Annotated in this window: 25 protein-coding genes and 1 tRNA gene; 18 read left to right on the forward strand and 8 right to left on the reverse strand. The window is 66.5% G+C overall.

Features of this window, described 5'->3' with window-relative positions; genetic code table 11:
* Window positions 1-88: 88 nt before the first annotated feature.
* Both HUK72_RS07515 and HUK72_RS07520 read left to right on the forward strand, forming a co-directional pair.
* The gene (locus HUK72_RS07515; RefSeq protein ID WP_176596232.1) at window positions 89-403 is read left to right on the forward strand and encodes a hypothetical protein; all 315 of its coding nucleotides are present in this window, start codon (window positions 89-91) and stop codon (window positions 401-403) included.
* A gap of 59 nt (window positions 404-462) precedes the next feature.
* Window positions 463-1,350 (forward strand): DMT family transporter, encoded by an 888-nt coding sequence (locus HUK72_RS07520; protein ID WP_176596233.1) that lies wholly within the window; start codon window positions 463-465, stop codon window positions 1,348-1,350.
* Here the strand turns inward: HUK72_RS07520 and HUK72_RS07525 are convergent.
* Entirely contained in the window at window positions 1,347-2,102 is a 756-nt protein-coding gene (locus tag HUK72_RS07525; RefSeq protein WP_176596234.1) for an enoyl-CoA hydratase-related protein, read from the reverse strand. The genes HUK72_RS07520 and HUK72_RS07525 overlap by 4 nt on opposite strands.
* Window positions 2,103-2,299: 197 nt before the next feature.
* Here HUK72_RS07525 and HUK72_RS07530 point away from each other — a divergent pair, with 197 nt between their 5' ends.
* The 10 genes from HUK72_RS07530 to HUK72_RS07575 all read left to right on the forward strand — a co-directional run bounded on the left by HUK72_RS07530 (window position 2,300) and on the right by HUK72_RS07575 (window position 11,987).
* Window positions 2,300-3,457: an aromatic ring-hydroxylating dioxygenase subunit alpha gene (locus HUK72_RS07530; RefSeq protein WP_176596235.1), complete on the forward strand. Its 1,158-nt coding sequence runs from the start codon at window positions 2,300-2,302 to the stop codon at window positions 3,455-3,457.
* Window positions 3,454-5,064, forward strand: coding sequence for an NAD(P)/FAD-dependent oxidoreductase (locus HUK72_RS07535; protein WP_176596236.1), 1,611 nt, complete (start codon window positions 3,454-3,456; stop codon window positions 5,062-5,064). The genes HUK72_RS07530 and HUK72_RS07535 overlap by 4 nt, the downstream gene beginning before the upstream one ends.
* A 42-nt stretch (window positions 5,065-5,106) precedes the next feature.
* Window positions 5,107-6,117, forward strand: a complete 1,011-nt coding sequence (locus HUK72_RS07540; RefSeq protein ID WP_255325643.1) for an aspartate carbamoyltransferase catalytic subunit — start codon at window positions 5,107-5,109, stop codon at window positions 6,115-6,117.
* Between the two features lie 127 nt (window positions 6,118-6,244).
* The gene (locus HUK72_RS07545; protein ID WP_176596237.1) at window positions 6,245-7,468 is read left to right on the forward strand and encodes a dihydroorotase family protein; all 1,224 of its coding nucleotides are present in this window, start codon (window positions 6,245-6,247) and stop codon (window positions 7,466-7,468) included.
* Window positions 7,469-7,534: 66 nt separating this feature from the next.
* A tRNA-Trp gene (locus tag HUK72_RS07550) sits at window positions 7,535-7,610 on the forward strand.
* 170 nt (window positions 7,611-7,780) lie between these two features.
* Window positions 7,781-7,987 (forward strand): preprotein translocase subunit SecE, encoded by a 207-nt coding sequence (gene secE, locus HUK72_RS07555; RefSeq protein WP_176596238.1) that lies wholly within the window; start codon window positions 7,781-7,783, stop codon window positions 7,985-7,987.
* A 27-nt stretch (window positions 7,988-8,014) separates the two neighbouring features.
* Complete coding sequence (gene nusG / locus HUK72_RS07560; protein ID WP_133654610.1) at window positions 8,015-8,551, forward strand: transcription termination/antitermination protein NusG; 537 nt, start codon at window positions 8,015-8,017, stop codon at window positions 8,549-8,551.
* A gap of 245 nt (window positions 8,552-8,796) precedes the next feature.
* Entirely contained in the window at window positions 8,797-9,228 is a 432-nt protein-coding gene (gene rplK / locus HUK72_RS07565) for a 50S ribosomal protein L11 (RefSeq protein ID WP_007709087.1), read from the forward strand.
* A gap of 4 nt (window positions 9,229-9,232) precedes the next feature.
* Window positions 9,233-9,931, forward strand: coding sequence for a 50S ribosomal protein L1 (gene rplA / locus HUK72_RS07570; protein ID WP_176596239.1), 699 nt, complete (start codon window positions 9,233-9,235; stop codon window positions 9,929-9,931).
* A 307-nt stretch (window positions 9,932-10,238) separates the two neighbouring features.
* Window positions 10,239-11,987, forward strand: a complete 1,749-nt coding sequence (locus HUK72_RS07575) for a DEAD/DEAH box helicase (protein ID WP_176596240.1) — start codon at window positions 10,239-10,241, stop codon at window positions 11,985-11,987.
* A 141-nt stretch (window positions 11,988-12,128) separates the two neighbouring features.
* Here HUK72_RS07575 and ybaL read toward each other — a convergent pair whose 3' ends face one another.
* The 3 genes from ybaL to HUK72_RS07590 form a co-directional block, all read right to left on the reverse strand.
* Window positions 12,129-13,763, reverse strand: coding sequence for a YbaL family putative K(+) efflux transporter (gene ybaL, locus HUK72_RS07580; protein ID WP_176596241.1), 1,635 nt, complete (start codon window positions 13,761-13,763; stop codon window positions 12,129-12,131).
* A gap of 67 nt (window positions 13,764-13,830) precedes the next feature.
* The gene (locus HUK72_RS07585; protein ID WP_176596242.1) at window positions 13,831-13,968 is read right to left on the reverse strand and encodes a hypothetical protein; all 138 of its coding nucleotides are present in this window, start codon (window positions 13,966-13,968) and stop codon (window positions 13,831-13,833) included.
* Window positions 13,969-14,024: 56 nt separating this feature from the next.
* Window positions 14,025-14,423, reverse strand: coding sequence for a hypothetical protein (locus HUK72_RS07590; protein ID WP_176596243.1), 399 nt, complete (start codon window positions 14,421-14,423; stop codon window positions 14,025-14,027).
* A 188-nt stretch (window positions 14,424-14,611) separates the two neighbouring features.
* Here HUK72_RS07590 and rplU point away from each other — a divergent pair, with 188 nt between their 5' ends.
* The 6 genes from rplU (at window position 14,612) to HUK72_RS07620 (ending at window position 19,372) form a co-directional block, all read left to right on the forward strand.
* The gene (rplU, locus tag HUK72_RS07595; protein WP_176596244.1) at window positions 14,612-14,908 is read left to right on the forward strand and encodes a 50S ribosomal protein L21; all 297 of its coding nucleotides are present in this window, start codon (window positions 14,612-14,614) and stop codon (window positions 14,906-14,908) included.
* Between the two features lie 28 nt (window positions 14,909-14,936).
* Entirely contained in the window at window positions 14,937-15,206 is a 270-nt protein-coding gene (rpmA, locus tag HUK72_RS07600) for a 50S ribosomal protein L27 (protein WP_022683124.1), read from the forward strand.
* A 275-nt stretch (window positions 15,207-15,481) separates the two neighbouring features.
* Window positions 15,482-16,072, forward strand: a complete 591-nt coding sequence (locus tag HUK72_RS07605) for a GNAT family N-acetyltransferase (RefSeq protein ID WP_176596245.1) — start codon at window positions 15,482-15,484, stop codon at window positions 16,070-16,072.
* 115 nt (window positions 16,073-16,187) lie between these two features.
* Entirely contained in the window at window positions 16,188-17,282 is a 1,095-nt protein-coding gene (obgE, locus tag HUK72_RS07610; RefSeq protein WP_176596246.1) for a GTPase ObgE, read from the forward strand.
* Between the two features lie 38 nt (window positions 17,283-17,320).
* On the forward strand, window positions 17,321-18,451 hold the full coding sequence (gene proB, locus HUK72_RS07615; protein WP_176596247.1) for a glutamate 5-kinase: 1,131 nt from the start codon (window positions 17,321-17,323) through the stop codon (window positions 18,449-18,451).
* Window positions 18,452-18,454: 3 nt separating this feature from the next.
* Window positions 18,455-19,372, forward strand: coding sequence for an NAD(P)-dependent oxidoreductase (locus HUK72_RS07620; protein WP_176596248.1), 918 nt, complete (start codon window positions 18,455-18,457; stop codon window positions 19,370-19,372).
* 197 nt (window positions 19,373-19,569) lie between these two features.
* On the opposite strand, the gene HUK72_RS07625 is transcribed toward HUK72_RS07620, so the two are convergent.
* From HUK72_RS07625 to HUK72_RS07640, 4 genes are all read right to left on the reverse strand, one after another.
* The gene (locus HUK72_RS07625; protein WP_176596249.1) at window positions 19,570-23,046 is read right to left on the reverse strand and encodes an error-prone DNA polymerase; all 3,477 of its coding nucleotides are present in this window, start codon (window positions 23,044-23,046) and stop codon (window positions 19,570-19,572) included.
* On the reverse strand, window positions 23,043-24,635 hold the full coding sequence (locus tag HUK72_RS07630; protein WP_176596250.1) for a DNA polymerase Y family protein: 1,593 nt from the start codon (window positions 24,633-24,635) through the stop codon (window positions 23,043-23,045). Before HUK72_RS07630 ends, HUK72_RS07625 begins: the two co-directional genes overlap by 4 nt.
* The gene (locus HUK72_RS07635; protein WP_176596251.1) at window positions 24,532-25,392 is read right to left on the reverse strand and encodes an ImuA family protein; all 861 of its coding nucleotides are present in this window, start codon (window positions 25,390-25,392) and stop codon (window positions 24,532-24,534) included. Before HUK72_RS07635 ends, HUK72_RS07630 begins: the two co-directional genes overlap by 104 nt.
* 274 nt (window positions 25,393-25,666) lie before the next feature.
* Window positions 25,667-26,182 (reverse strand): CvpA family protein, encoded by a 516-nt coding sequence (locus HUK72_RS07640; RefSeq protein WP_176596252.1) that lies wholly within the window; start codon window positions 26,180-26,182, stop codon window positions 25,667-25,669.

Genomic DNA, 26,182 nt, shown 5'->3' on the forward strand with positions numbered 1-26,182 from the left:
GCGGCGCGGATCTTCGCGGACGCCGTTTCGCAACCTTATCGCCGCAAGGGCGCTTAGGCCTTTGGTTGAAGGCAAATAAGGGTGAATCATGCGCACATCATTTCTGGCCGCCCTGTCGGCGCTGACCGTCCTGAGCGCGTCCGCCTGTTCGGAAAAGGCATCGGACAATCTGGAAAATGCCGGTTCCGCCATCGGCAACGACCTGGGCAACGCGGTCGACCAGGCGGGCGACAAGATTGATCGGGGCCTCGACAGAGCGGGCAATGCGATAGACGAAAGTTCCGGCCGGATGGGCGCGGCGATGGACAACGCCTCCCGCGACGCCGAACGGGAAGCGCGCGAAGCCAAGCGGGATGTCGGTTCCGCCATGGAGCGCGCGGGCAACGACATCAGCAAGGACTGATCCTGCGGATCGGGAAGCGGCGCTTGACCTGAGCGGCCATCGGCAGCACCAATTCCGGCATGCATGGCGCCGCCTCCGAACCCTCCCCATCCCGGCTGATGATCGGACGCCCGGAACTGGCGCTGATCGGCATTACCTTGCTGTGGGGCGGCACGTTCCTGATCGTCCATCATGCGATGCGGCACAGCGGGCCGCTATTCTTCGTCGGCCTGCGCTTCGGCACCGCCGCGCTGATGGCGCTGCCGCTCGCCCTGCCCGCGCTGCGCGGCGTCACCCGGCGCGAATGGCTGGCCGGGGCGATGATCGGGCTGGGCATCTTCATTGGCTATTCGCTGCAGACATGGGGGCTGCGGACGATCTCCAGCAGCACGTCGGCCTTCATCACCGCCGCCTATGTGCCGCTGGTTCCGATCCTGCAATGGATCATCCTGCGCCGGCGGCCCCGGCTGGCGAGCTGGGCGGGCGTGGCATTGGCTTTCCTCGGCCTGCTGCTGATCGCCGCGCCGAAGGACGGGCTATCGCTGGGCCGGGGCGAGGCGCTGACGCTGGTCAGCACGCTCGCCATCGCGCTGGAGATCATCTTCATCAGCCTGTGGGCGGGCCGCGTCGACGTGGCGCGGGTGACGTTCATCCAGCTCGCGGTGACCTCCCTGCTGGCCTTCGCCTGCATGGTTCCGGCGGGAGAGGCGATCCCGCCCTTCTCCTGGACGGTGGTGCTGTCGGCCTGCGGCCTGGGGCTGATGACGGCGCTGATCCAGCTCGTCATGAACTGGGCGCAGCAGAGCGTATCCGCGACCAGGGCGACGCTGATCTATGCGGGCGAGCCGGTCTGGGCGGGGCTGATCGGCTGGATCGCGGGCGACCGCCTGCCCGCCACCGCCCTGCTGGGCGGCGCGCTGGTGGTCGCCGCCGTCATCGTCAGCGAAATCCGGTTCGGAAGGCGTTAGCGCCGGAAGACCGGCGGCCGCTTCTCGAAAAAGGCGGCGAAGGCCTCCTGCGCCTCGGCGGAGCGAAGCGTTTCCTGGAACAGCAGCCCTTCCTCCTCGATTCGCGCAGTCAGCGCAGCCTGATCGCCCTTCAGCAACCGGCGGGTCGCGGCGAGCGCCTGGGGCGGCTTGGTCGTCAGCAGCGCCGCCTTCTGCCGCGCATGCTCCAGCAGGCCATCGGCCGGGACGATCGCCGTGACGAAGCCCGCATGATCCGCCGTCTGCGCGTCCATCGGCTCACCCAGAAGCAGCATCGCGGCCGCCTTGGCATAGCCGAATGTGGCCGGCGCCAGCAGGCTGGAGCCCGCTTCCGGCACGATGCCCAGATTGACGAAGGGAGTGATGAAGCGCGCATCCGGCGCCGCATAGACCAGGTCGCAGTGGAACAGCATGGTCGTGCCCACGCCGACGGCAAGCCCCTGAACGGCGGCGACGATCGGCTTTTCGAAGGCGGCGATGGCGCGGATGAAGGCGAAGGCGGCTTCCCCGCCCTGCGGCCCCGCCATGAAATCCTTCAGGTCATTGCCCGCGCAAAAGGCGTCGCCCTTTCCGGCGAAGAGCACGACGCCGATCTCCTCGCGCGCGGAGGCGTCGGCCAGCGCGGCGGTCATGGCGCGATACATGGCGGCGGTCAGCGCATTCTTCTTGTCGGGTCGGTCGATATGGATTTCGATGACGCCCTGATTTTCGACGATGGCGATCCCTTCGCTCACGGCCAGACTCTCCTTTTGCTGTAACGGTTGTTTGGGCGACTGTTGGCCGATCGGCGCGGGCGCGTCTATCCTTTTCCGATGTGCCGAAAAGGACACAATGGCCTTCCCAAAGCACAGAGCTTCCGGCCGCCCTTGTTGCCGGGCAATCGCCACTGTTATACATACGTACAAATTAGGCGACGTGGGGGCGCGCGATAATGGACGGCAATGGGCAAGAGGATGATCCGGACGCGGCGTGGAGCCTGCCCGGCTGGACCTATCGCGATCCCGAATTTTTCGATGTCGAACTGCGCCGGATATTCCGGCCGTCCTGGCAGATCGTGGCCCATGAAAGCGACATCTCCTCCCCCGGCGACTTCCATCGGCTGGACTATATCGGGGAAAGCGTGATCGTCATGCGGGGCGAGGATGGACGGGTCCGCGCCTTCGCCAATGTCTGCCGCCATCGCGGGGCGCGGATCGTCGACGCCCTGTCGGGCTGCGCAAGGACGCTCACCTGCCCCTATCATGGCTGGACCTATGACAGCGCCGGGCGGCTGACCGGCGTGCCGATGAGGGCGAGCTACGCGTTCGACATGGCCGACCATGGGCTGGCGGCCGTGGAGGTGGAGAATGTCCACGGCTTCCTCTTCGTGCGGCTGGAGGATGATGGCGGGCCTTCCGTCGTGGAGATGCTGGCGCCCTATCTGGACGAGATCGCGGCCTATCGCTTCGAGGATATGCGGGCGCTGGGGCGCGTGACGCTGCGCCCGCGCGGGGTCAACTGGAAGCTCGTCGGGGACAATTATTCCGACGGGCTGCATATCGCGGTGGCGCATCCGGGGCTGAAGCGGCTGATGGGCGACGGCTATGGCGTGGAGGCCAGCGCCCATGCCGACAGGATGAGCGGCCCGATCCTCGACCGGCCCTCCGCCCAGCTATCGGAGCGAGCCTATCAGCATTTCCTGCCGCGCATACCGCATCTGGGGGATGAGCGGCAGCGGCTTTGGGCCTATTTCAAGCTGTGGCCCAATATCGCTTTCGACATATATCCCGACCAGATCGATTTCATGCAGTGGTTGCCGCTGTCCCCGACGCAGACGCTAATCCGGGAGATTCCCTATGCGATTCCTGATAAGCGCCGGGAAATGAGGGCGGCGCGCTATCTTAACTGGCGGATCAACCGGCAGGTCAATGCCGAGGACAAGACGCTGATCGACCGGGTACAGGCGGGGCTGGCTTCGGAAAGCTTCACCGTGGGGCCACTGTCCGATCGGGAGGTGGCACTCCGGCATTTTTGCGGGCGGATGCGGCAGATCATTCCGCAGGCGCGGCTGCATCGGGCGCCAGCGGCGGGATGGAGTCGGGCCGCATGACCAAAGGCTATGACGCGGTCATCATCGGGGGCGGGCATAATGGCCTGGTCTGCGCCTTCTACCTGGCGCGGGCGGGCTATAAGGTGCGCATCCTCGAACGCCGCGCCATCGTCGGTGGCGCCGCGGTCACGGAGGAGTTCCACCCCGGTTTCCGCAATTCGACGGCAAGCTATACCGTCAGCCTGCTCCACCCCCGGGTGATCCGCGACATGGCGCTGGCCGACCATGGCTATCGCGTGCTGGAACGGCCGATCAGCAATTTCCTGCCGCAGCCCGACGGACGCTATCTGAAGCTGGGCGGCGGGATCGAGCGGACGCAGGCCGAATTCGCCAAGTTCAGCGCGAAGGACGCCGCCACCCTGCCCGCTTATTATGACGCGCTGGAGGTGGTCGCGGACGTGCTGCGCGACATGACCCTGAAGGCGCCGCCCAATGCGGGGGACGGGCTGGCGATGGTCGTGGCCGCGCTGCGGCAGGGGCGGCGGATCGGCGGGCTCTCGCTGGAACAGCAGCGCGACGTGCTGGACCTGTTCACCAAATCGGTGCGCGGCTTCCTCGACGGCTGGTTCGAGAGCGAGGCGGTGAAGGCCGCCTTCGGCTTCGACGCGGTGGTGGGCAATTATGCCTCGCCCGATGCGCCTGGCAGCGCCTATGTGCTGCTGCACCATGTCTTCGGAGAGGTGAACGGGAAGAAAGGCGTCTGGGGCCATAGCGTCGGCGGCATGGGGTCGATCACCCGGATCATGGCGCAGGTGGTGCGCGCCATGGGGGTGGAGATCAGCCTGGAGGCGCCCGTCGCGTCGGTGCTGGTCGACGGAAAGCGCGCCGTCGGCGTCCGGCTGGAAAGCGGCGAGGAAGTGATGGGCAAGACCATCATCGCCAATGTCGGGCCGAAGCTGCTCTACGAGCGGCTGATGGACCCCGGCGACCTGCCGGACGATTTCCTGAAGCGCATCCGGGGGTTCAAGACGGCGTCCGGCACCTTCCGGATGAATGTGGCGCTGTCGGCGCTGCCGGACTTCACCTGCCTGCCGGGCGCGGGCGAGCATCACCAGTCCGGGATCATCATCGCCCCCACGCTGGACTATATGGACCGCGCCTTCATGGACGCGAAGCGGGATGGCTGGTCGAAGGAACCGATCGTCGAGATGCTGATCCCCTCGACCGTGGACGAAAGTCTGGCGCCGGCGGGTTCCCATGTGGCAAGCCTCTTCTGCCAGCAATTCGCGCCCGAACTGCCCGACGGGCGAAGCTGGGACGAGGAGCGCGAGGCGGCGGCGGACCACATCATCGCCACGGTCGACGCCTATGCGCCGGGCTTCGCGCAATCGGTGATCGCCCGCGACATCCTCTCCCCACTCGACCTGGAACGGAAATTCGGCCTGATCGGCGGCGACATCATGCATGGCAATATGACGCTGGACCAGCTCTGGGCGGCGCGGCCGGTGCTGGGCCATGGGGCCTATCGCGGACCGCTCAAGGGGCTGTACATGTGCGGCGCGGGCACCCATCCGGGCGGCGGCGTGACCGGCGCGCCGGGGCATAATGCAGCGCGGGAGATAATGAAGGACGGCGCGCTGCTGGGGCGGTTGTTCGGACGGGGTTAGCATACTTGCCCTCCCCCTTGCGCTCGCCTAAAGGGTCGGTTCATGCCCGACATCACCGTTCCACCCGCCCAGTCCGATCTTAAAGGGGGCGACCTGACCGGCCGGGCGCTGTTTCCGCATCGGCATCTGCTGTCCATCGCTGACCTGAAGCCCTGGGAAATCCGCTTCCTGCTCGATGAGGCCGAACATTGGGCGAAGAGCAACCGCAACGGCGCGCGCAAGCATGACGATCGCCTCGCGGGCATGACCCAGATCAACGCCTTTTTCGAGAACAGCACGCGCACGCTGCTGTCCTTCGAGATCGCGGGCAAGCGCCTCGGCGCCGACGTGGTCAACATGCACGCGGGCCAGTCCAGCGTGAAGAAGGGCGAAACGCTGATCGACACCGCCATGACGCTGAACGCCATGGCCGCCGACGTGATCGTCATCCGCCACGCCAGCTCCGGCGCGGTGGCGCTGATCGCGGACAAGGTGGACTGCCCCGTCCTGAACGCAGGCGACGGCTGGCACCAGCATCCGACGCAAGCCTTGCTCGACGCTCTCACCATCCGGCGGCGCAAGGGCGGATTCGAGGGGCTGATCGTGGCCATCTGCGGCGACGTGCTGCACAGCCGGGTGGCGCGCTCGAACATGCTGTGCCTGGCCGCCCTGGGCGCGCAGGTGCGGGCGGTGGCCCCGCCGACGCTGATGCCGCCCGAGGTCGAGATGCTGGGCGCGACGCCCTACACCCGCATGGATGAAGGACTGGACGGCGCCGACGTCGTGATGATGCTGCGGCTCCAGAATGAGCGGATGGACGGGGCGTTCATCCCTTCCCCGCGCGAATATCACATGCTCTACGGGCTGACGCCGGAGCGGCTCGCCATCGCCAAGCCCGACGCGCTGGTGATGCACCCCGGCCCGATGAACCGGGGCGTCGAGATTTCGAGCGTGGTGGCCGATCACCCGGAGCGCTCCGCCATCACCGAGCAGGTGGAAATGGGCGTCGCCATCCGCATGGCCTGCCTGGACGTGCTGACCAGAGGCGCGCGCGGCGTGGAGGGCTGGGCATGACGAGCCCCTCTCTCGTCACCCCCGCCCCCTCCCCCGTCATCCCCGCGAAGGCGGGGACCCATCTCCCGCCCCATCCCAAAACGCAAGGCAGGGGGATTGACGGCATTGGCCGCAAGGTGAATCCGAAATGACCAAACTCGCCATCATCAACGGAAAGCTGGCCGACCCCGCGGGCAATGGCCTCGCCACCGGCATCATCCTGATCGAAGACGACCGCATCGTCGCAGCAGGCGACGTCGCCGTGCCGCAAGACGCCGAAACCATCGACGCAAACGGCCTGGTCGTCGCCCCCGGCCTGATCGACCTGGGCGTCTTCGCCACCGACAAGCCCGCCTTCCACTTCGGCGGCATCACCCGCGCAGCGCTGATGCCCGACCAATCCTCCCCGCTGGACGACGCAGGCCTCATCCGTCAGGCGACGCGGGCGGGGAAGCCGGATTTCTGGGTCCATCCGATCGCGGCGGCGACACGCGGCCTCAAGGGCGCGGAACTGGCCGAGATCGGCATGATGCAGGCCGCAGGCGCCAGGGCCGTTGGCACCGGCCGCCAATGGATCGCGGATTCGGGCGTGATGATGCGCGTCCTGTCCTACGCCTCCGGCCTCGGTCTCACCGTCATCACCCATGCGGAGGATAGCGGCCTCACCGGCAAGGCCGTCGCGACCAGCGGCGAAACCGCCACCCGCCTCGGCCTCCCCCACGCGCCTGCCTGCGCGGAAGCCATGGCCATCGCCCGCGACATCATGCTGGTCCGCGCCACCGGGGCGGCGATCCACTTCCGGCTGGTCACCACCAAAGCGGGCTTCGACCTGATCCGCACCGCCAAGGCGGAGGGGCTGAAGGTGACGTGCGGCATCAGCCCGGCCTATCTGTTCCTCTCCGACAATGCGGTGACGGATTTCCGCACCTTCGCGCGCCTCTCCCCGCCCCTGCGGTCGGAGGATGACCGCAAGGCGTCGATCGCCGCGGTGGCGGACGGCACGGTCGACGTCATCACCTCCAGCCACGATCCTCGCGGGCCGGAGGACAAGCGCCTGCCCTTCGCGGACGCCGCGCCGGGCATGGCGGGGGCGGAAACGCTGCTGGCGCTCTCGCTCAACCTCGTACGCGAAGGACATGTGTCGCTGAACCGGCTGATGACGTTGCTCAGCGCCAATCCGGCGAAGATATTGGGCGTCGACGCAGGCAGCTTCGCGCCGGGCAGCGCGGCGGACCTCATCTTCATCGATCCCGACACGCCCTGGGTCGTCGATTCGACGAAAATGGCGGCCCAGGCCGGAAACACGCCCTTCAATCGCGTGCCCGTGCAGGGCCGGGCCCGGCGGATCATGAAGGGCGGCAATTTCCTGTAAGTTTCCCGCTTGCTCTCCCCGGCGGGCCACGCTAAAGCGCCCTCCTTCGCTGGCCCCGGCCAGTGCAGGAGTGTAGCTCAGTTGGTAGAGCGTCGGTCTCCAAAACCGAATGCCGGGGGTTCGAGTCCCTCCACTCCTGCCAAGCGAACTGGCCGCGAACCCTTGAAATATCGGGGTTTCGCGGCTAGCTGTGCTTGACGAAGTATGGGTCGCGGAGCGCGGCCGCACCCCCGGACGCCGAACAGGGCGGGATCGGGAGGGCGGACTGTTGCTTCGCGCTTTGGTGTTTGTTCGAAGGATTTGGTACGGGCGATGGCGAAGGTTTCTCCAAGCGAATTCGTCAATCAGGTGAAGACCGAAGCGTCGAAGATCGTGTGGCCCACCGGCCGCGAAACGATCATGACCGGCGTGATGGTGGTCATCATGACCTCGCTGCTGGGCCTGTTCTTCTTCGGCATCGACACCTTCTTCGGCGCGATCGTCCAGTGGCTGCTGGCGTTCGCCGCCGGACAGGCCTGAGCGTAACTGGGAGTTTGAAACGGTAACATGGCGCGCTGGTACATCATCCACGCCTATTCGGGCTTCGAGAACAAGGTCAAGGAATCGATCCTGTCCGAAGCCGAGCGCATGGGCCTCTCCCAGTTGGTCGAACAGGTGGAAGTCCCCACCGAGACCGTGACCGAGGTGAAGCGCGGCAAGAAGGTGCAGGTCGAGCGCAAGTTCATGCCCGGCTATGTCCTCGCCAAGCTGGCGATGAACGACGACATCTACCACCTCGTCAAGAATACGCCGAAGGTGACGGGTTTCCTGGGTTCCTCCGGCAAGCCGCAGGCGATCAGCGAGGCGGACGCCGCCCGCTATTTCGGCGCGCAGAAGGCCGCCGAGGCCGCGCCCAAGCACAAGATCAACGTCGATTACGAGATCGGGGACAGCGTCAAGGTGCTGGACGGCCCCTTCGCCAGCTTCAACGGCACGGTCGAGGAACTGGATTTCGAAAAGAACCGGGTCAAGGTGTCCGTGTCGATCTTCGGCCGCGCCACCCCGGTCGAGCTGGACTTCGAACAGGTCGAACTGTCGAAGTAACCTATTCCCCCTCGCCCCATCGGGGAGAGGGCAGCGAGACTTGGCGGCTTTGCCGCCTAGTCGCAGCGGGAGAGGGGGCAGCCCCCTCTCCAAATCGGTCTGGGCAAGCCGCCAAGACCTCCTATCCTCTCCCCGATGGGGCAAGGATAAATGCAGTGCGGGAGGCGGATTTTAAGTCCGCTGCTTGACCGCTAAACTTGAACCGGGCGAGCCTTCGGGCACGCCCAGCAACAGAGTGAGTGAAAATGGCCAAGAAGATTACGGGCTATATCAAGCTCCAGGTGCCCGCTGGAGCCGCCAACCCCTCGCCGCCGATCGGTCCGGCGCTGGGTCAGCGCGGTGTGAACATCATGGAATTCTGCAAGGCGTTCAACGCCTCGACGGAGAAGATGGAAAAGGGCACCCCGCTGCCGACCATCATCACCGTCTATGCGGACCGTTCGTTCAGCTTCGTCACGAAGCAGCCGCCCGCCACCTATCTGATCAAGAAGGCCGTCAACCTGAAGTCGGGTTCCAAGGAACCGGGCAAGGTCGTCGCCGGCAAGATCACCCGCGCCCAGCTCGCTGAAATCGCCCAGGCCAAGATGGTTGACCTGAACGCGAACGACATCGACGCGGCGACGAAGATCATCGAAGGCTCCGCTCGCGCGATGGGCCTCGAAGTGGTGGAGGGCTAAGACCATGGCAAAGCTGACGAAGAAGGCCAAGGTTCTGGCCGCCGCCATCAACAAGGAAAAGCTGCACGGCGTCGATGAAGCGCTGGGCCTGATCAAGACCCACGCGACCGCCAAGTTCGACGAAAGCGTCGAAATCGCGATCAACCTGGGCGTCGATCCGCGTCACGCCGACCAGATGGTCCGTGGCGTCGTCACCCTGCCCGCCGGCACCGGCAAGGACGTCCGCGTCGCCGTGTTCGCCCGTGGCGACAAGGCTGAAGCCGCGACCGCCGCTGGCGCCGACATTGTGGGCGCCGAGGACCTGCTGGAATCGATCCAGGCCGGCAACATCGACTTCCAGCGCGTGATCGCGACTCCCGACATGATGGGTCTGGTCGGCCGTCTGGGCAAGGTTCTGGGTCCCAAGGGCCTGATGCCGAACCCGAAGCTGGGCACCGTCACCCCGAACGTCGCTGAAGCGGTCAAGGCCGCCAAGGGCGGTCAGATCGAATTCCGCGTCGAAAAGGCTGGCATCATCCACGCCGGTCTGGGCAAGGCGAGCTTCTCGGCCGCCGATCTGCGCAAGAATTTCGACGCCTTCGTCGACGCGATCGTCAAGGCGAAGCCGTCGGGTTCGAAGGGCAAGTATGTTCGCAAGATCGCCCTGTCGTCCTCGATGGGTCCGGGCGTGAAGGTCGACGTGGCGGAAGTCGCCTCGGTCTGATCTGACGGATTAAACTGATAGGGGAGCCTCCTTCCTCCACGCGGGGAAGGAGGCTTTCTTCTTTTGTGCTACATAGCCTGAACCACAACGTGCTCCTGCGCAGGCAGGAGCCCAGTTCAGAGCATGGGACTGGGCTCCTGCCTGCGCAGGAGCACGGCATTTCAAACACCGCCGGGCACTCGTCCAGCAACGGTGTGAACTTCGGGGTGTGTGACCTTGCACCCCGGCTCCCGCAGCAGCCGGAGCACATCAGGTCATCCAGTATCCGTCGGGAATGGCGGGTCGCCTTTTACCGATGGAAAATATAATGTCTTTCGAACACCTCCCCCCTCTCCTCTCCGACGCGCTGACGCGGAAAGGCTATGAAAGCCTGACCCCCGTCCAGGCCGAAGTCACCCAGCCGGAAGCCGAAGGCCGCGACCTCATCGTCTCGGCGCAGACCGGCTCGGGCAAGACCGTCGCCTTCGGCCTGGCCATGGCGGGCGAATTGCTGGGCGACAGCAGCCGCCTTCCCGCTCCCGGCCTGCCGCTGGCGCTGGCCATCGCGCCGACCCGCGAACTGGCGCTGCAAGTCGCGCGCGAGCTGGAATGGCTCTATGGCGAGGCCCGCGCGCGCATCGCGACCTGCGTCGGCGGCATGGACGCCGCCAAGGAACGCCGGGCGCTTTCCCACGGCGCGCATATCGTCGTCGGTACGCCGGGGCGCCTGCGCGACCATCTGGAACGCGGCGCGCTGGACCTGTCGGGCCTGAAGACCGTGGTGCTGGACGAAGCCGACGAGATGCTCGACATGGGCTTCCGCGAGGATCTGGAGGAGATACTGGACGGCGCGCCCGAGGATCGCCGTACTTTGCTCTTCTCCGCCACCATGCCCAAGCCGATCGTGGCGCTCGCCAAGCGCTACCAGAAGGACGCGCTACGCATCTCCACCGTCAGCGACGAGCGCGGCCATGGCGACATCAGCTATCAGGCCGTCACCGTCGCCCCCGCCGACATCGAGAACGCCGTGGTCAACCTGCTGCGCTATCATGAGGCGGAGACAGCGATCCTCTTCTGCGCCACCCGCGACAATGTCCGCCACCTCCACGCCAGCCTCACCGAGCGTGGTTTCGCCGCCGTGGCGCTGTCGGGCGAGCATAGCCAGAATGAGCGCAACCACGCCCTGCAAGCCCTGCGCGACCGCCGGGCACGGGTCTGCGTGGCGACCGACGTGGCGGCACGCGGCATCGACCTGCCCAACCTCAGCCTCGTCGTCCATGTCGAGCTGCCCCGCGATGCGGAAACGATGCAGCACCGCTCAGGTCGCACCGGTCGCGCCGGCAAGAAGGGCACGGCGGTTCTCATCGTCCCCTATCCGCGCCGTCGCCGGGTCGAATCCATGCTGCGCGGCGCAAAGATCCCGGTCGAATGGGGCACCCCGCCGAGCAAGGAAGCGATCCAGGAACAGGATAATGCCCGCCTGCGCGAAAAGCTGATGGAGCGGGCCGAACTGGACGAGCAGGACTGGGCGCTGGGCGCGGAACTGCTGGAGAGCAAGTCCGCCAAGGAAATCGCCGCGATGCTGGTGAGGAGCGCCCGCGCCGCCCTCCCCGCGCCGGAGGAGCTGCTGGACGCCAGCGAAGCCCCCGCCCGCCGCGACGGGCCGCGTCCGGGCTTTGAGGACACGGTCTGGTTCCGCATGGACATCGGACGACGGCAAAATGCCGATCCGCGCTGGATACTCCCGCTGATCTGCCGTCGCGGCCATGTGTCGCGGCAGGACATCGGTGCGATCCGGATTGCCGCCAATGAGACTCTGTTCGAGATTCCGAGCACCATCGCCTCCCGCTTCGTCAGCGCGTTGAAACGGACCGGAGAAGCGTCCGACGAGGGAGCGGAAGTCGCTTTCGAGCAGGTCGAAGGTACGCCGCGTGAGGCAGCTCGCGACAATCGCCGCGAGGGTGGACCGCACGGCAAGGGCCGCCCCAATGGCGATCGCGGTCCGCGCCCGCCCGCACATGCGCCGCGCCCGTTTAAGGGCGGCCCCAAGCGGGGCGGGCCTCGCAAGCCTCGGTGATTTGGAGAGGGCCGTTCTATCAAAGAACGGCCCTTATTATAACACAACGCGCTCCTGCGCAGGCAGGAACCCAGTTTAGACGGCGGAGCTGGGCTCCTGCCTTCGCAGGAGCACCTCGCTCTTCAGTCAAAGCGGAACACCCTACCCCGCGCCGCAGAGTGCCAGCATCTTCGCCGCCAGTTCGCGTTCGCCCATGACGATATGGGGCACGCCCAGCCCCTCCAGATGGGCGACTTCGGCGTCCGAATGGGCGCGGGCGATGACCTGGATGTTCGGGTTCAGATAGCGCGCATGTCCGTGGATGGCGCCGCCCTCGAAACCCTCCGGCACGGCGATCAGCAACCGGCGGGCTTCGCACAGGCCCGCGGCGAGCAGGTGGCGGTCCTCCAATGCGCTGCCGCGCACGACTGACAGCCCGGCTTCTTCCGCTTCCGCAGCCCGGTCGGCATTGCCCTCCACCACCACGAAATGGACCTGCCGTTCGGCCAAGCGGGTAGCGATCAGCTTGCCGACACGCCCATAGCCGACCAGGATGACATGGCCGATGAGGGGTTTGGGCGGCGCCTTTTCGGCCTCTTCCTCATCCTCCTCCGGCTTGTGGCTGTGCACGATCAGGGAAAAGATCAGAGGATTGAGGAAGATCGACACGATCGCGCCCGCCAGGATCAGGTCGCGCGCTTCGGCGGGCAGCACGCCCAATCCCGTGCCCAGGGAAGCGAGGATGAAGGAGAATTCCCCGATCTGCGCCAGGCTGGCCGCGATGGTCAGCGCCGTGTCGCCGGGATGGCCGAAGGCACGGACGATGGCGAAGGCGGCGATGGATTTGCCGATGATGATGATCGCCACAGTGGCGAGCAGCGGCAGCGGCTGTTCGATCAGCACCGACGGATTGAACAGCATGCCCACGGAAACGAAGAAAAGCACCGCGAAAGCATCCCGCAGGGGCAGCGTTTCCTCCGTGGCGCGGCGGCTGAGCGGCGTCTCGCCCAGGATCATGCCCGCGAAGAAGGCGCCCAGCGCGAAGGAGACGTCGAAAGCGATCGCAGCCCCGAAAGCGACGCCCAGCGCGATGGCGAGGACGGCGAGGCGGAACAGCTCCCGCGAACCGCTATGGACGACCCAGTGCAGCGCCCAGGGGATGACGCGGCGGCCGACCACCAGCATCAGCGCGACGAAGCCCGCGACCTTGAGGAAGGTGCTGAGCAGCGGCGCCAGCAAGGCCCCTGCCCCGCCGGCCGCGTCGGCATTGTTCATGACCCCGGCCAGGGCCGGCAACAGCACCAGCGCGAGGACCATCACCAGATCCTCCACGATCAGCCAGCCCACCGCGATCCGGCCGCGGTGGGTTTCGACCAAGTCCGCCCCCTGCAACGCCCGCAGCAGGACGACCGTGCTTGCCACGGAGAGCGCCAGGCCGAAGACCAGCCCGCCCATCAGCGGCCAGCCCATATAATGCGCCAGTCCCATGCCCATCAGCGTCGCCACGGCGATCTGCCCGATGGCGCCGGGCACCGCGATATTCCGGACCGACAGCAGGTCGCGCAGGGAAAAGTGCAGGCCAACGCCGAACATCAGCAATATGACGCCGATTTCCGCCAGCTCATTGGCCAGCCCGGCATTGGCGACGAAGCCGGGCGTGAAGGGACCGACGATGATCCCCGCGATCAGATAGCCGACCAGCGGCGACAATTTCAGGCGATGGGCGATGGCGCCCATGATGAAGGCAACGACGAGGCCCGCGACGATCGTTCCGATCAGGGGCGTGTGATGGGGCATGGAGTGTCTTTCCCTGGCCGCCGGCGGTCCCCGATAGCGGGCTTCCCACCGGCAGCTTATCATATTTTCATTCAGCGACAGCCAGCATGGCCGCCGACAGCAGCGCGCCGGCCGCGCCCAGTCCCGCCAGGACGGCGGGCATGAACCACCAGGGCGGGCGGCGCCGGGGCGAACCCGGGCTGCCTCGCGATCTTCCGCGAGTCATGAGGAGGCTCCTTTTTCCTGACGGCGGCCCCCAAGGGGCCGCCAGAGAGTGATGCGTCAGGAAAAGGCAGGCGGCGCGCGAGCGCGTTGGCGGGAAAGCAGGTGGAAGGATGCCGAGGATAGAGAGGACGCAGAGAATCGATCGAGGGGCCGAAGCAACAAGGGCGCCAGCAGCAACGCCATGGGCCATAGCCAGATCACGGCGGGCACCGATAACGGCGCCCGCCCATCGCCATCCGGCTCCGTCACTCGCAGGGCAACCGGATTTGCGTCGGCGCGGACCTTCAGCACGACGCTGGTGGTCGCGGGATTGAAGGCAGAACCGGTGAGTCTGCTGGACGGAGGCCCCAGCGGCGCCAGCGCGCTGAGCAACGCCACGCTGAGCGACAACCACAAGGACAAGATGAAAAGCAGGCGTCCTTGCCCCGCTTCACTCCTGGCTGGTGGTGGCGTCATGCGTGCTGCTATCCCTTCGGTGGAACAAGATAGGGACGGACATCGCCAAAAACCAGCCCCGAAAGCGGGTGTTCGCGGTTGACAGGAGCGAGTCATTCCAGTAGCGGGCCACATTCCCGCGCGGGTCGGTAAGGACTTCTGTCCTCGACGATCTGCGTAAAGCAGATTTGAACGAGAAGAGAAGAGCCATGTTCGCAATCGTGCGCACGGGCGGCAAGCAATATCGCGTCGCCGCCGGAGACAAGATCGTCGTAGAGAAGCTGGCCGGTGAGGCTGGCGACAAGGTGACCCTGGACGACGTCCTGTTCGCCGGTGAAGGCAGCGACGTGAAGGACGCAGCCAAGCTGACCGTCGCCGCCGAAATCGTCGCGCAGGCGAAGGGCGAGAAGGTCATCGTTTTCAAGAAGCGCCGCCGGCACAACTATCGTCGCCGCAACGGCCACCGCCAGAATCACACGATCCTCAAGATCGTGTCGATCGCCTGAGCCGCAGCACATTCTAGGAGTTTGAGTCATGGCACATAAGAAAGCTGGCGGTTCGTCGCGCAACGGTCGCGATTCGGAATCGAAGCGCCTTGGCGTGAAGAAGTTCGGCGGTCAGGAAGTGATCGGCGGCAACATCATCATTCGCCAGCGCGGCACCCGCGTCTATCCGGGCCGCAATGTCGGCATGGGCAAGGACCATACGCTGTTCGCGCTGGGTGAAGGCCGCGTGGTATTCCACACCGGCAAGCTCGGCCGCAAATATGTGTCGGTCGACGCACTGGCCGAAGCAGCCGAATAACGGACGATCAATGACGGATCGTCCCTCGCAATCGGGGCGATCCTCCTGGCGGAACGGCTTTTAAGTCCACCGTCAGAGTTCGAGGGAAACAAGGGGCGCCCCATCCGGGAGCGCCCCTTTTCCATTTGCGCGGATGTCTCCCCCTTCAATTCCCTCAAGTCGCTGGAACCGCTCGCTTTCTCACGCGTCATGCGGGCGGGCCCCAGCCACAGAAGACCGTCGTCAAGCCGTAACTTTTTGCGGTCATTGGCGCGCCGGAGATTAGGAGACTTTCGATGTTCGCCCGTACCCCCCGTCTGTTGCTGCGGCCCGGCTGGATGGAAGACGCCCCTGCCCTGGCTGCGGCGATCGGTGATGCAGCCGTCCTGCGCAACCTGACCCGCGCTCCGGCCGACTATGGCCTGGCCGATGCGGAGACGTTTCTCGCCCGGCCGCAGGACCCCCGCCTGCCGAACCTGCTGGCCTTCACCCGCACCAAGGGCGCGCCGCGCCTGGTGGGCGGCTGCGGCATGCATGCGGCGGAGGATGGCGCGGTGGAGCTGGGCTATTGGATCGCCCGCCCCTATTGGGGCCTGGGCTTCGCGACCGAAGCCGCCCGCGCCGTCATGCACATGGCCCGGGCATCCGGCGTGCGCAATGTCCGCGCGCTCCATTTCGCGGACAATCCGGCGTCGGGCAATGTCCTGCGCAAGATCGGCTTCCGCCATAACGGGCGGATCGAAAGGCGTTTCAGCCTGGGCCGGGGCGCAGCGGCGGACTGCCTGGTGTTCGAGGAAGGCGTCTTTGGAGAAAAGGGCGCTGCCCGCATGGTGGCGGATTCGTCGATGGACCTTTACGGGGATGCCGCGCCCGCCCTCGCGGCCTGATCAGGGCGATCGGGAAGCGGCATGGGCGCCGCTTCCCGATGCGCTCTCGACCCTCTTGCAAATCACCGTCGGGCGCCGGGTTTAACTTCGCCGCATAAACCGCTATGGGCGCGCGATGCATTTTCTTGATCAAGCGAAGATTTTCATCAAGTCCGGCTGGGGCGGTCCCGGCGCGGTCAGTTTCCGGCGTGAGAAATATGTCGAATATGGCGGTCCCGACGGCGGCAATGGCGGCAAGGGCGGCGACATCATTTTCGAGGCGGTGGCGGGGCTGAACACCCTGATCGACTTCCGCTACACCCAGCATTTCAAGGCGCAGCGTGGCGGTGGCGGGGCGGGCAAGAACCGCTATGGCGCCGGCGGCGAAGACCTTGTCATCAAGGTGCCCGTGGGCACGCAGATCCTGTCCGACCCCACGCCCATAGAGGGCACGGAGGATGAGGACGGGACCATGGAATATGAGCAGGAACTGCTGGCCGACTTCACCGAGGTCGGGCAGCGCATCGTCCTCCTGCGCGGCGGCGACGGCGGACGCGGCAACCTGTCCTACAAGACCAGCACCAACCGCGCCCCGCGCCAGCACGGCACAGGCTGGCCGGGGCAGGAAATGTGGGTGTGGCTGCGGCTGAAGCTGCTGGCCGATGTGGGCCTGGTGGGCATGCCCAATGCGGGCAAGTCGACCTTCATCAACCAGGTCACCAACACCAAGGCGAAGGTCGGGGCCTATGCCTTCACCACCACCAAGCCGCAGCTTGGCGTGGTGCTGCATCGCGACCGGGAATTCGTGCTGGCGGATATTCCGGGACTGATCGAGGGCGCGGCCGAGGGCGCGGGAATCGGGGATCGCTTCCTGGGGCATATCGAGCGGTGCCGCGTGCTGCTGCATTTGATCGACGCGACCGGCGACGATCCGGTCGAGCAGTTCCGCATCGTGCAGGATGAGCTGGCGGCCTATGGCGGCGGGCTGGACGAAAAGCCGCAGATCGTGGCGCTCAACAAGGGCGACCTGCTGGGGCAGGAGTTGATGGAGGACATTGCCGAACAGCTTCGGGACGAGGCGGGGGTGGAGGATGTGTTCATCATTTCCGGCGCGACCGGCGAGGGCGTGCCGGCTCTGCTGGACGCGGTGCTGCCGCTGCTGGATCAGCCGGGCAGCGATGAGGAGGATGAGGCGGGCGAGGAAGGCGACGCGCCGTGGTCGCCCCTATGATTTCTCTCTCCCGCAGGCGGGAGGGGAGGAATAAATAGATGACCCCTTCCCTTTCCGGCTTCCCACCTTCCCAAATCCGCCGCCTGGTCATCAAGATCGGCTCCGCACTGCTGGTCGACTCGCACGGACAGGTGCGAGAGGCGTGGTTGCGTACGCTGGTAGCCGATGTCGCAGCGCGCAAGGCTGCGGGGCAGCAGATCATCATCGTCTCCTCCGGCGCGATCGCGCTGGGCGCGCGGCGGCTGAAGCTGCCCAAGGGCGGACGCGGTTCGCTGGAGGACGCGCAGGCCGCCGCCGCGACGGGCCAGATCGCGCTATCGCAATGCTGGGCAAGCCTGCTGCACGAAAAGGGCATCACCGCCGCACAGATGCTGGTGACGCTGGACGATCTGGAGAATCGCCGCCGCTATCTCAACGCCTCCGCCACGCTGGAGCGGCTAATGGCGCTGGACGTCGTGCCGGTGGTGAATGAGAATGACAGCGTCGCCACGGCCGAGATCCGCTTTGGCGACAATGACCGGCTGGCGGCGCGCATCGGACAGGCGGCACGGGCTGACGCAGTTGTGCTGTTGTCGGACGTCGACGGGCTTTACACCGCCAACCCGCATGTCGATGCGAACGCCATGCTGATAGAGACAATCGAGCGCATCGACGCGCGCATTGCCGGGATGGCGGACAGCGGCTCCGCCTCGGGCATGGGATCGGGGGGCATGACCTCCAAGATCGAGGCGGCGCGCATCGCGACCGGGGCTGGCGCGCATCTGGCGATCATCTCCGGCAAGGTCGATTCGCCGCTGTCGCTTTGGACGAACGGCGGGAAAGGCTCCATCTTCCTCGCCGCACCGGCCAAGGGTGCGCGCAAGGGCTGGCTGGCCGGGCGCCTGACGGTACGCGGGCGGATTGTGGTCGATGCGGGCGCGGAGGCGGCGCTGGGGCGCGGCAACAGCCTGCTCCCCGCCGGCGTGGCGCGGATAGAGGGCATCTTCGCCCGCGGCGACGTGGTCGACATATTGGCCGAAGACGGACGGGTGATCGCGCGCGGCCTGATCGAATATGACAGCGAGGAAGCGACGCGCATCGCGGGCAAGCGCAGCGAGGATATTGCGGCGCTGCTGGGGCACCTCCCCCGCTCCGTGCTGGTCCACCGCGACCATATGGCGATGGTCTGATCCATGTCGCTGCGCATTGCCATGACGGGCGCGACGGGTTTCGTCGGCGCCGAGACGCTGAATCAGGCTTTAGCGGCAGGGCATCATGTCTCCGCCATCACGCGCCGGGCACAACCGCCCCGCGCCCATCTGAAATGGGTGCCGGGCGCGCTGGAGGATCGGGCGGCGCTCAACACGCTGGTGCGGGACGCCGATGTGGTGATCCATATCGCAGGCGTGGTGAATGCGCCGGACCGCGAGGGCTTTGAGACCGGCAATGCGCGGGGCACCATGGCGGTGGTCGACGCCATGCGGCAGCGCGGGGTCAAGCGGCTGATCCATGTGTCCTCGCTTTCGGCGCGAGAACCGGGGCTTTCGGACTATGGCTGGTCGAAGGAGCTGGCCGAGCGGCATGTGAAGGCGAGCGGTCTCGACTGGACCATCATCCGCCCGCCCGCCATCTACGGGCCGGGCGACCGGGAGATGCTGGAGCTGTTCCGCATGGCCAAGCGCGGCATCATGCTGATGCCGCCGGGTGGTCGGCTGTCGGTGATCGAGGTGAGCGACCTCGCCCGGCTGTTCCTGACCCTAGCGGTCGAGAAGGACATGAAAAGCCTGACCCATGTCTATGAGGTCGATGACGGCACGCCGGGCGGCTGGGACCATCTGGACTTCGCGCAGGCGATCGGGCGCGCGGTCGGGCGGCCGGTGCGGACCTTCGCGACGCCGAGCTGGGCGCTGGGACTGGGCGCCCGGCTGGACCGGATGGTGCGCGGCAGGAATGCCAAGCTGACGCTCGACCGGGTGAGCTATTTCTGCCATCCCGACTGGGTGGTGAAGAAGCGCAAGCAGCCGCCCAAGAAGCTGTGGGTGCCGAAAGTGACGACCGAGGACGGGCTGAAGGCGACGGTTGAGGCCTATCGGGCGAAGGGCTGGTTGTAGCAAGGCTGGCGGGTTTGGGTGGATTCCCGCCATAAAAATCCTCCCTGCGCGAAGCGTGGGGAGGGGGACCAGCCGAAGGCTGGTGGAGGGGAAATGGGCGAACAGTGCGCATTTTCCCCTCCGTCAGCGCTGCGCGCTGCCACCTCCCCATCTACCGATGGGGAGGATTTGATGTCAGCCACTGGCCATTTCCATCCTCAATGGAAATCCCGCGATTGCGGCAATATCCGCACATTCCTCGGATGCCCTGACGCCCGCGCATGACGCATGCGGGAAGGCTCCACCCCCCCTGCCTCGGAAAGCCGCGACAATTCCGCTGTCCGGTCATGCACCCGGGCGGCCATCAGGTGGACGACGCCCTCCTTGCTGCGCTGCACTTCCCCTTCGACCACCATCAGCCGCGACGCCATGACCGGCCGCCGCTGCATTTCGAACAATCGCGCCCAGAGCAGGATGTTGGTGATGCCCGTCTCATCCTCGATCGTGATGAAGACCGCATTGCCCTTGCCCGGCCGCTGCCGCACCAGCACCACACCGGCCGTCTTCACCAGCGTCCCGTTCTTCGCCGCCGATGTCTGCGCGCAGCTCAACACCCCCTCCGCCGCGAAGACCGGCCGCAGGAACTGCATCGGATGTCCCTTGAGCGACAGCCGCGTCACCAGATAATCCGCCTCGACATGCTCCGACAAAGCCATGGCGGGCAGCATCGCATCCGGCTCCTCGCCCAGTTCCCGTGCCTTGGCGGCGGCGAACAGGGGCAATTCGTCCGAAGGCGTCCGCCGCGCTTCCCAGAGAGCCGCGCGCCGATCCTGCCCCAGCGACCGACAGGCGTCGGCATCCGCCAGCAGGCGCAAGGCCCGCGCCGGCAATCCCGCCCGCCGCGCCAGTTCCTCCATGCTGGCGAACAGCCCGTCCGCCCGGGCCGCGACCAGTTGCATCGCCCAATCCTCGCGGAAACCGTCGATTTGCCGCAATCCCAGCCGCAGCGCCAAGGCCCGCCCGCGCCCCTCGCCCCGCTTGCCGTCCCGCGATCGCAGCAGCGGTTCCAGCGCATTGTCCCACCCGCTCATATTCACATCGACATCATGCACGGTGACGCCATGCTCCCGCGCATCCCGCACGAGTTGCGCCGGGGCATAGAAACCCATGGGCTGCGAATTCAGCAGCGCGCAGGCGAACACGGCGGGCTGGTGGCATTTGATCCAGGCCGACACATAGACCAGCCGCGCGAAGGACAGCGCATGGCTCTCCGGAAAGCCATAGCTGCCGAAGCCCTCGATCTGCTTGAAGCAGCGCTGGGCGAACTCCGCCTCATAGCCGCGTTCGACCATGCCCCTGATCATCTTCTCGCGGAAATGATGGATGGTGCCGACATTGCGGAATGTCGCCATGGCGCGGCGCAGGGCATCGGCCTCCGCCGGCTTGAAACCCGCCGCCGTGATGGCAAGCTTCATCGCCTGCTCCTGGAACAGCGGCACGCCATAAGTCTCGCCCAGCAATTTCACCAATTCATCGGCAGGTCCGTGATGCGGCGAAGGCCGGGGATATTCGACCTTCTCCTCCCCGCATCGCCGCCGCAAATAGGGGTGCACCATATTGCCTTCGATCGGTCCCGGCCGGACGATCGCGACCTGGACGGTAAGGTCGTAAATCTTGCGCGGCTTCAGCCTTGGCAGCATGTTGATCTGCGCCCGGCTTTCCACTTGGAACACGCCGATGCTGTCGCCCTTGCACAGCATGTCATAGACGGCCTCGTCCTCCGCCTCCATATCGACCGTCAGTTGATGGTCGCCCAGCCCCTGTTCCCGCATCAGGTCGAACGCCCGGCGGATGCAGCTCAGCATCCCCAGCGCCAGCACGTCGACCTTCATCAAGCCGAGGGCGTCGATGTCATCCTTGTCCCACTCGATGAAGCTGCGTTCCTTCATCGCCGCGTGATGCAGCGGCACCGTCTCGTCGAGCCGGTTCTGCGTCAGTACGAAGCCGCCCACATGCTGCGACAGGTGACGTGGAAAGGGCTGAGACAGCAACTGGTCGACAATGGCCTTCAACTGCACGATCTGCGGATTGTCGAGCGCAAAGCCCGCCTCCACGATCCGCGCATCGCCCATATCGCCGGAATAGCTGCCCCAAACCGTGCTGGACAGACGCGTCGCCACATCATCGCTGAGGCCCAGCACCTTCGCCACTTCGCGCACGGCGCTGCGCGAGCGATAATGAATGACGGTCGCGGCGATCCCGGCGCGGTGGCGGCCATAGCGCTCATAGATATATTGCATGACCTCCTCACGCCGCTCATGCTCGAAATCCACGTCGATGTCGGGCGGTTCGTTGCGCTCCTCGGACACGAAGCGAGAAAAGAGCAGGTCGTGCCGACGCGGATCGACGGAGGTCACGCCGAGCAGGAAACAGACCATGCTGTTCGCCGCCGAACCCCGGCCCTGGCAGAGTATTCCCTTCGTCCGGGCAAAGGCCACGATGTCGTGAACGGTCAGGAAATAATAGGCATAGTTGCGCTTGGCGATCAGGTCGAATTCTTCCTTCAGCAACGTGCGCACCTTCAGGGGAAGGCGCGCCCCATAACGGGCATGGGCGGCCGACCAGGTCAGTTCCTCCAGCCATTGCTGCGCCGTCCAGCCCTCCGGCACGGGTTCATGGGGATATTCATAGGCAAGCTGGTCGAGCGTGAAATGCACCTGGCTCAAGAAACGCCCGCTTTCCGCCACCGCCTCCGGACAATCTCGGAACAGACGGGCGATCTCGGCAGGGCTGTGGACATGTCTTTCCGCATTCGCCTCCAGCAGACGTCCCGCCTTGGCGATGCCGGCGCCTTCGCGGATGCAGCTCAACACGTCCTGCAAGGGGCGCTGCTCCGGACTGGCGTAAAGCGCATCCATGGTCGCGAGCAAAGGCACGCCCGCCGCCGCCGCAAGCGCCTTGAACCGCGCCAGCCGCCGCGCATCCCGCCCATTCCGGCCCAGCGCGGCGGCGAGCCAGACACGACCCGGCGCCAGGCGCGACAATCGCGCCAGAAGCTCTTCCAGGTCGGAGGGAGCCGGCGGCGGCACAAGGCTGAGATGGCCCTGCCTGATCGCTTCCTTCGGCGGCCGGTCATCATAATCATAGTCCACCGGGTTGCGATGCGCGATCTGCTCGGTGGCGGTGGAACAGGGCATCACGATCAACAGCAGATCGTCAAGATAGGCGGTCAGATCCTCATAATGCAGGATGCAGTCGCCCTTGACCGACCGGAGATTGCCGACGGTCAGCAATTTGGTGAGTTCGCCCCAGCCCCGCCGCGTCGCCGGATAGGCGACGATGTCCGGCGTGCCGTCGGCAAAGACCAGCCGCGCACCGACGATCAGGCGCAAATCGGTCCGGCAAGCGCACTCCTCCTCCTCGCTGAGTTGCAGCGGCGCGCCCGCTTCCTTGCGCGCCTCCAGCAGAGCCTCGCGCATCCGTTCGGGCCAACGCTTGCGCGCGACATGAGCGCGGACCACCCCAGCAACCGTGTTGCGGTCGGCTATGCCCAGCCCCTCAAGGTCCAGGGCGATGGCCCGCGTCACCATATCCTGCGCATGGGACGCGCCGCGCAGGAAGGAGAAATTGGTCGCGGCCACCAGTTCGGCAAAAGGTGGGACACTGGCCGGATCGGGTCCGCCGTTCCGTTTCATGCGAACAGGCCATGGATATACCAACCCGGATGCACCACTTCGGTCCCGTAAAGCCCGTGGCGAAAAATCCAGTAGCGCCGCCCCCGCGCATCCTCGACCCGGTAATAGTCGCGCGTCAGCCCGACGCTTTCCCCCTCCAGCGCGCCGTCCTTGGCCTTCCACCATTCGGGCGCAATGCGTTCGGGGCCTTCGTAACGCGTCACTTCATGCAAAGCCCGCCGCCAGCGGAAACGATGCGGCGGACCGTCGGGCACCTCCGCCACCACATCGATCGGCTGGGGCGGATCGAACAGATGCAGCGGGCGCATCGGCGGATCGCCCGGCTCCTGGCCGTGCGGCCAGCTCATGGGGACGCGGCTTTCCACGGCGGGAAGAGCAAGCTGGGCCTGTTCGGGAATATGGCTGTCGCTCGGGTGAAGCCGCTGGATGCGCGCCCGTCCCGCCCGGATCGACAGCCGGTCGACCAGCGCCGCAACGCTTTCCTCCTTGCGCGCCTCGCCCCCTTCCAACGCCAATTGCGTCGGCGCCATCGGCTCGGCATGGGGCACGGAAAGGCGCAGCATGTCAAAGCCGAAGCCCGGATCGAGCGGATCGGACAACGCATCGATCCGTTCCTGCACCAGCCGCATGATCGCAGGCGCATCGCGCACCGGCAGGCTGGTCTCGACCCGCAACGGAAAGGCCAAGCCGTCGCTGCGGAAGAACAGCGCCTCGAACCGCCGGCCGCCTTGGCCGCGCTCCCCCAGCCGCTCCCCCGCCTCGGCCGCCATTTCTTTCAGCATTTTCAGGGCAAAGGCGGTGCTGCCCATCGGTTCGGCAAAGCGCCGTTCGATCCGGATCGCCGGACGCGGCCGCCGGGGGGCGAGCGGCCGCCGCCCCAGCCCAAGCAAGGCATGCAGCGCGTCCACCGCTTCCGCGCCGAAGCGCGAGGCCAGGACCGCCGCCGGACGCGCCGCCAGATCGCCCACGGTCCGCAACCCCGCCCGGCGCAACGCCACCCCGCTTTCCTCCTCCAGCCGCAATGCCTCGACCGGCAGGCGTCGCAGGGCCGCCTCCTCATCCGCCGCCGCGCCCACGGGAAAGCGGCACAGCGCGTGCGCGCCCTCCGCCGTCCCGGCAAGGGCATGGCGCACCCGCATGCCATGGCGCTCCAGCCGTTCGGCCGCCTCGCGCGCCAACATCTCCTCCCCGCCCCAGAGATGCGCGCAGCCCGTAATGTCGAGCATCAGGCCGAAGGGCGAATCGAGCGCCGCGACCGGCGTATAGCGGGCGCAGCCATCGCACAGCCGCTCCAACCAGTCCTGATCGCCATGGGGATCGGCATCGAACACGCGCAGATCGGGCTCCCGCGCGCGGGCGTCGGCCAGCGTCATGCCCGGCGTCAGGCCCAGCGCCACGGCATCGGCGTCCAACGTCGCCAGCCGCATCGCGCCGCGCACCTGCTCAACGACGACCGCCGGACCTTCGCCCTGCGCCGCCCAGAGATCAGGCCGCGCGATCCGCAGCCGGTCGATCGGCAGAAACGGAAACCACAGCGCCAGATAGCGGCGCTTGCCGGTCGCGTCCTCCGCCATCCCGTCTCCTGCCATTCTGTTCCCCGCCACTCCGGCCAAGGTCATGGCGTTCATCGCGCCCATCTCCACTCTCTTCGAACATGCCCCGGCCATTGTCCCAGACCAGCCGCCAGGCGAGCCCATCCCGCCCCGCCCGCCGCCGCAACAGGCTGAGGTCGAAGGCGCTCATGCCCGGCCCGTTTCCCGGCACGGGCAGCGAAGGCGCCGCCGCCACCCGCCAGCGCGTGTCCGCCGCGCTCGGCGCAGGATCGCCGCCTATCCGCAGCATGAAGGCCGTCACGCCCGACGCCTCCGCCGCCAGCGCCAGGCGCCGGCTGGCCGTCAGGTCGAGCAAGGGCGCCGCGCCGCGCAGCTCCACCACCAGCGCGCCCAGGGCCGGACAACGCAACGCATCCACCGCGGCGCGCAGCAGCGTGCCGTCATCGGCCATCAGGCCGATCACCAGCCGTTCGGGATCAATGCCCAATGCCGCCAATCCGGGACCGTAGAGCATGCCTCCGGCTCGGCCCGCCGCCAGCGTTCGCAGCCAGAGCAGGGGCGCTTCCCCTGCAGCCAGCCGCCCGAGAATCAGTGCCAGCCCCGCTCCCGCCGCAGCTTCCTCCGTCGCGGCGAAGAATTCATGCACCCGGCCCCGCGCCAAACCGCCATCCAGCGCATGGTCGAGCGGCGCATGGCCGGTTTCCACCCGCGCATGGGACTGCGCGGCTGGAACGCCCTCCAGCGATGCGATATGCCGCCTCAAGGCAGCGAGGCTGTTCACCGACTCGGCCATATATTTGTTCCTGATTTGTTCTTTTCGCGGGAATGCGACGCGCTGTCAATCGCGTCATCCCTCGCTTCGCCCTCATGCTTCAACGAGCAAGACCGCGTCTGTCGTGAAGTCTCTCCGAAGCCGCTGGAAAGCGGTGGTGATGGGGAAGATCAGACGCCCCCATTGCCCAAGCCTGAAATTTGTCCTGTTCAGGCTACCTCATCGGACAGGCAGTCCAGATCGGTGGCCGAGTAACCCGCTTCCCGGCCAGCATCAGGGCAAGCCAGCCCCGCCCTTACTCCGTCTCGACAGGCTTGCGCGCCCGGCGTTCCGCGACGAACTCGCTGATCGCCTGACCGCTGGCGTTGAGCAGCGGATAGGTGCGCGCGTCGGACAGCCAGTCCGGGCGACGGGCACCGCTGCCATAGAAAGTGTCGTAGACCAGGCTGAACGCCAGAAACACCAGCGTCGCGCCGATCAGCCCCTTGACCGCGCCGAAGCCCGCGCCCAGCACCCGGTCGACGGGACCGAGGACCGACTGGCGCGTGCGACGGCCGATCGCATGGGCAAGCAGCTTGCCCGCGCCGAAGGTGATGCCGAAGACCAGAGCAAAGGCGAGCACCGCCGCGCCGCTGGTGGTCCCGACGAAACCATCGAGCAATTCGGTGGCCGAAGCATGGAACAGCCGGATCGCGAAGATCCCCAGCACCCATGCGATCAGCGACAGCGTTTCCTGCACGAAACCGCGTATCAGGCCGAAGATCGCGCAGCCGCCGATCAGAAGGAGGACGAGAATATCGATCGCGTTCAT

The sequence above is a fragment of the Sphingobium sp. 15-1 genome, assembly GCF_013375535.1.
Lineage (GTDB): Bacteria > Pseudomonadota > Alphaproteobacteria > Sphingomonadales > Sphingomonadaceae > Sphingobium > Sphingobium aromaticivastans.

What these genes read in the sequence shown, in the direction of transcription:
- HUK72_RS07515 (WP_176596232.1), top strand. Translation starts at nt 89, where the DNA reads ATGCGCACATCATTTCTGGCCGCCCTGTCGGCGCTGACCGTCCTGAGC.
- HUK72_RS07520 (WP_176596233.1), top strand. Translation starts at nt 463, where the DNA reads ATGCATGGCGCCGCCTCCGAACCCTCCCCATCCCGGCTGATGATCGGA.
- HUK72_RS07530 (WP_176596235.1), top strand. Translation starts at nt 2,300, where the DNA reads ATGGACGGCAATGGGCAAGAGGATGATCCGGACGCGGCGTGGAGCCTG.
- HUK72_RS07535 (WP_176596236.1), top strand. Translation starts at nt 3,454, where the DNA reads ATGACCAAAGGCTATGACGCGGTCATCATCGGGGGCGGGCATAATGGC.
- HUK72_RS07540 (WP_255325643.1), top strand. Translation starts at nt 5,107, where the DNA reads ATGCCCGACATCACCGTTCCACCCGCCCAGTCCGATCTTAAAGGGGGC.
- HUK72_RS07545 (WP_176596237.1), top strand. Translation starts at nt 6,245, where the DNA reads ATGACCAAACTCGCCATCATCAACGGAAAGCTGGCCGACCCCGCGGGC.
- secE (WP_176596238.1), top strand. Translation starts at nt 7,781, where the DNA reads ATGGCGAAGGTTTCTCCAAGCGAATTCGTCAATCAGGTGAAGACCGAA.
- nusG (WP_133654610.1), top strand. Translation starts at nt 8,015, where the DNA reads ATGGCGCGCTGGTACATCATCCACGCCTATTCGGGCTTCGAGAACAAG.
- rplK (WP_007709087.1), top strand. Translation starts at nt 8,797, where the DNA reads ATGGCCAAGAAGATTACGGGCTATATCAAGCTCCAGGTGCCCGCTGGA.
- rplA (WP_176596239.1), top strand. Translation starts at nt 9,233, where the DNA reads ATGGCAAAGCTGACGAAGAAGGCCAAGGTTCTGGCCGCCGCCATCAAC.
- HUK72_RS07575 (WP_176596240.1), top strand. Translation starts at nt 10,239, where the DNA reads ATGTCTTTCGAACACCTCCCCCCTCTCCTCTCCGACGCGCTGACGCGG.
- ybaL (WP_176596241.1), bottom strand. Translation starts at nt 13,763, where the DNA reads ATGCCCCATCACACGCCCCTGATCGGAACGATCGTCGCGGGCCTCGTC.
- HUK72_RS07585 (WP_176596242.1), bottom strand. Translation starts at nt 13,968, where the DNA reads ATGACTCGCGGAAGATCGCGAGGCAGCCCGGGTTCGCCCCGGCGCCGC.
- HUK72_RS07590 (WP_176596243.1), bottom strand. Translation starts at nt 14,423, where the DNA reads ATGACGCCACCACCAGCCAGGAGTGAAGCGGGGCAAGGACGCCTGCTT.
- rplU (WP_176596244.1), top strand. Translation starts at nt 14,612, where the DNA reads ATGTTCGCAATCGTGCGCACGGGCGGCAAGCAATATCGCGTCGCCGCC.
- rpmA (WP_022683124.1), top strand. Translation starts at nt 14,937, where the DNA reads ATGGCACATAAGAAAGCTGGCGGTTCGTCGCGCAACGGTCGCGATTCG.
- HUK72_RS07605 (WP_176596245.1), top strand. Translation starts at nt 15,482, where the DNA reads ATGTTCGCCCGTACCCCCCGTCTGTTGCTGCGGCCCGGCTGGATGGAA.
- obgE (WP_176596246.1), top strand. Translation starts at nt 16,188, where the DNA reads ATGCATTTTCTTGATCAAGCGAAGATTTTCATCAAGTCCGGCTGGGGC.
- proB (WP_176596247.1), top strand. Translation starts at nt 17,321, where the DNA reads ATGACCCCTTCCCTTTCCGGCTTCCCACCTTCCCAAATCCGCCGCCTG.
- HUK72_RS07620 (WP_176596248.1), top strand. Translation starts at nt 18,455, where the DNA reads ATGTCGCTGCGCATTGCCATGACGGGCGCGACGGGTTTCGTCGGCGCC.
- HUK72_RS07625 (WP_176596249.1), bottom strand. Translation starts at nt 23,046, where the DNA reads ATGAAACGGAACGGCGGACCCGATCCGGCCAGTGTCCCACCTTTTGCC.
- HUK72_RS07630 (WP_176596250.1), bottom strand. Translation starts at nt 24,635, where the DNA reads ATGGCAGGAGACGGGATGGCGGAGGACGCGACCGGCAAGCGCCGCTAT.
- HUK72_RS07635 (WP_176596251.1), bottom strand. Translation starts at nt 25,392, where the DNA reads ATGGCCGAGTCGGTGAACAGCCTCGCTGCCTTGAGGCGGCATATCGCA.
- HUK72_RS07640 (WP_176596252.1), bottom strand. Translation starts at nt 26,182, where the DNA reads ATGAACGCGATCGATATTCTCGTCCTCCTTCTGATCGGCGGCTGCGCG.